The sequence below is a fragment of the Peribacillus sp. P4_C12 genome (assembly GCF_056402095.1).
The window spans coordinates 1-4187 of the sequence record NZ_JBFUIB010000328.1 but is presented as its reverse complement, the minus strand read 5'-3'; the positions used below and the strand labels follow the sequence as shown (position 1 = coordinate 4187).

The 4187-nt window shown below is 35.6% G+C and carries 3 protein-coding genes; 2 read left to right on the top strand and 1 reads right to left on the bottom strand.

The annotated features are described in order from the left end of the window. Positions 1 to 188: 188 nt before the first annotated feature. Positions 189 to 992, top strand: coding sequence for a DUF2935 domain-containing protein (locus tag AC1DUW_RS22155; RefSeq protein WP_053346133.1), 804 nt, complete (start codon positions 189 to 191; stop codon positions 990 to 992). A 477-nt stretch (positions 993 to 1469) separates the two neighbouring features. Here the strand turns inward: AC1DUW_RS22155 and AC1DUW_RS22150 are convergent, their stop codons facing one another. Then, the gene (locus AC1DUW_RS22150) at positions 1470 to 1892 is read right to left on the bottom strand and encodes a VOC family protein (RefSeq protein ID WP_053346132.1); all 423 of its coding nucleotides are present in this window, start codon (positions 1890 to 1892) and stop codon (positions 1470 to 1472) included. 596 nt (positions 1893 to 2488) lie between these two features. On the opposite strand from AC1DUW_RS22150, the gene AC1DUW_RS22145 reads away from it, so the two are divergent. Next, a complete protein-coding gene (locus AC1DUW_RS22145; RefSeq protein WP_053346131.1) occupies positions 2489 to 4117 on the top strand; it encodes an acetolactate synthase large subunit in 1629 nt (542 codons plus the stop codon). The last annotated feature ends 70 nt before the right edge of the window (positions 4118 to 4187 follow it).

The following is a 4187-nucleotide window of genomic DNA, read 5'->3' as shown; positions in this document are numbered from 1 at the left end:
GTATAAGTTGAAGAGCAAAGAGGACTGCAGCGAACCTTTCTCTTTCCGTTAAAAATGATAATCAAATAAAAAAACTTGCGGGCAAACACACTTTGCTGACCTTTTTTCATTTTTTTGTTCATAAGTATATCCGTAAAGGAATAAAAAATCATAAATGTTTTCGATTATTAAGATATGGAGGATAATAAATGAGCGAAGTATGGGAAAAGAAAGCAAGATTCGAGCATCAGTTTTGGCTGCAAATCTTAGGGGATCATTCCCGATTTATCCATGAGTCTTTAGCACCGGTTGAACTAGAAAATATTGAAATTGCATCGGAGTTTATTCAAATATTTGACACTCTCCTTGGTAAAGTCAATTCGGAAGATATTTCACAATTGATTTTTGCGGCAGAAGATGCGGCTTTAAAACTTCGAGAGTTTAAGTTAAACCTAATGAAAAAACATTTAGTAGGGAAAATCAAAATACATCTTTCACCTACATTTCTTAATCATATGGTGAACGAATTAGAAGAATATTTAAGGTTATTAAAACACTTTAAATCCAATCAAACCCCACCAGTTTATCATGAACTTCATCATCATTTGGTTTGGCTGTTAGATGCCGCTGGGCATGCGGGTGCCATATCATCCAAATTGGATGATGTTGAAAAACGATTAAAAGAGAAAAGTGACCAATATACGAAGCATTTTAATGAATATTATATAAAAGCAGTCGAATTGGCGGGATATTTACGGACTAATTTATCCACTTTTCCTGCATTAGAAAAGATGAATGTAGACGTCACATTAGAAATAAAACTTTTTCAGCACTTTCTAAATGAATTGGAGGAACTAGAACTTAGTGCACAAGCTCTAGGAACATTTTCTCCATTAATGGCGGATCATATGTCGCGTGAAGAATGTTATTATTTGATGAAGCTCGCTGAATCGACAAATTCTGAAAAGCCTAACTGCGATCCAGCCAAACCTAGACTAAATGAGGGTATTTGAACAGCTAACCTGTTCGAAAAAGTGCACTATAAACTTATCTTAATGCACCAACCTAATATGAAACTGTTAAATAACATCAAGCAATCCAAGTTGTATTACATGCACTATCAAACGAAGGATATACGTATTGTAACTTTTATTGAACCTCTGAATTTATAAGTTAATAATTGATCCAAACCTAACTTCAAAATCAGACATTCTGATGGTCTATATAGACCTTAAAGTCTAAACATACTGACTTTTTTCGAAAGGTAACCTTTTTGTTGATAATAAGATGTAATGTATACTTGTCATTGGTGAAATGTAACCAGTTATTAGTCTTAATCTCATTACTTCTTTTAGAATCTAACCCTACAACATCCACAACTTGATAAACAGGGTATTTTTAGTATTAGAAACACAAAAAGGATATAGAAACTTTTCTCTAGAAGAAAGGCCCTATATCCTATATTGGAAATTGCTAGCAAAAATGTATTTTCACATTTCTCCAGTGTCATAATTTAATTGCCAAATAATTCCGAACTTATCTGTTACCTGACCATAGAGTTTGCTCCAGAATGTTTCTTGAAGGTCCATAACTACTGTGCCGCCTTCTTTCAGTTTATTAAAGATAGATTTAATTTCATCCATGTTCTTATTAACTACTGCAAGGCTTATGTTGTTTCCTTCAACAAAAGGCATACCAGGAAAAACATCAGAAAACATTACATTACTTCCATCAATATTAAGCCTTGTGTGCATAACTAAATTTTTTGCTTCATCTGGGAGAGGGAATTCAGGGTTAGGTGGTGTTTCTCCAAAGGTCATAATTTGTGGTGTTTCTGTTCCAAAAACCTGTGCGTAAAACTCTACTGCTTCACGGCAGTTCCCATTAAAATTAATATAAACATCAACTGACATTTGTTTCACTCCTATGAATTATATTGTTTTTCAATGCTACATGATTTATTTACATATTGTAACATTTAACTGTTCAAAATCAAAAATATTTCCATGAGTTCCATAAAAAAGGTTTCGACAAACTAGAAAATATGAATACAAATGGAATATAAGATCAGAGAGATTGTAGAATCCACCAAAAAAATTTTGCCACTTATAGAATACAATCCTTTTATAATAAACTCCAATCTTCCTTATCCTCGTTTAAATTCACTATTTCATAATAAAGCTCTGTCCTAATAAAAACTAAGAACAATTGAAGGCACTGCAAAATACAAACAAAAAATCCCATAGTTTAGGATTTGTATAAACGAAGTGAGAAACAATATTATGGGAAAATAAAACATCCCCATTACGAGGGGGCCAACTTCGATTTTTTACTCACACGATTTGATAGTGACTCATAGAAATTACTTGAGATAACAAATTTGTTTACCCAGATATAAATTCAGTAATAAACTATTTTCGATCTCGAATAAATCCATTCTGAAAGGGGATAGATAAAAGGTAAGTTAATAAGGGAAAACTAGTGGCTTTTATGGGAAGGGGATGTATTTTTGAAGGCAGCAGAGCTTTTTGTAAAATGTTTAGAGGGTCAGGGTGTTGAATACATATTTGGAGTGCCGGGGGAAGAAAACATAGATTTGTTGGACGCGATAAATAAGTCGAGCATACAGTTTATCGTTTGCCGGCATGAAACTGGAGCAGCGTTTATCGCTGGGATGATGGGTAAGTTGACAGGAAAACCCGGAGTTTGTCTTTCAACACTTGGACCCGGGGCCACCAATATGGTGACGGGTGTTGCCTGTGCTACTTTGGATCGAATGCCGCTAATCGCGATTACGGCACAGACCGATCTCAACATGCAGTTTAAGGGGGCTCATCAATACATAAATATTCTCGAGCTATATCACCCGATTTCGAAATGGAGTACAACTATTTACGATGGTTCCGTTATTCCAAAAATTATAACTAAAGCTTTTGCATTGGCTGCAAAGGATTTGACTGGAGCCATTCATATCGAGTTTCCGAATGATATCGCCTCCTCCCTTGTGCATGGAGAACCTTTACAAACTCAGCTTTATGACAAAAAAGTACGGTCATCTGAGCAAGCAATCAATGAAGTGGCTATGGCTATCAATCAAGCAAAATTCCCCCTATTTTTGATAGGGAATAATGCTTCAAAAGGTGGAGCATCTACTGATATTTTAACTTTAATCGAAAGGCTTCAAGCCCCTTTCACAGAAACATTTATGGCGAAAGGCGTAGTTCCAGAAAATCACCCACTGCATTTACAGACAATTGGACTACCAGAAGGTGATATTGTCAATAAAGCCTTTAGTCGCGCAGATTTAGTCATTGCTATCGGATATGACCCTATCGAATACGAACCTAAAAAATGGAACCCATTACTATCACCTATCATTCATATCGATGTACAAGACCATGAGTTAGATAACTATTATCCGGTAAAGGCATCCCTTGTTGGTGACTTGTCTGCAAATCTTTTGCGTTTAATTGACCAAATTGATCAAAGGAATGAAATCGATCCATTTTATCGTAATGTAAAGGAAACGATATTGTCAGATCAATTGTTACATTCAACCAGTAATTCATACCCAATGTCTCCTCAACGTATCATTAAGGAAATACGGGAAGTTCTATCAAATGATGATATTTTACTATCAGATGTTGGAGCCCATAAATTGTGGATTGGCCGGCAATATGAGACATTAAAGCCAAATACATGTATCCTATCAAATGGGCTTGCTTCAATGGGGATCGCACTTCCGGGAGCAATTGGTGCGAAACTTGCGTGTCCTGATAAAAAAGTAATGGCTGTATGCGGTGACGGGGCTTTTATCATGTCTATAGCAGAGTTTGAAACAGCGGTTCGTTTGAAGGTACCGATTGTTATTATGATTTGGCGAGATGGAAGATACGGAATGATTGAATGGGAACAAAAAAACAAGTTAGGCCATTCATCTAATATCCAATTTAATAACCCGGATTTTGTTGCCTTTGCAAGAGCATATGGTGCGAAAGGATATAAGGTAAAAAAAGCGGCAGAGCTAACAACAGTCTTACAAAAAGCAATATCTGAAGATGGACCGGTAATTGTTGAATGTGAGGTTGATTACCAAGAAAGTTTCAGGTTGAGTGAACGTTTAAAGGACTCTCGTTAGATGACTCACGAAACTTTAATAAATAAAGGAAATTTAAGCCGAATATTGTATGCATGACGAACGATTGAAG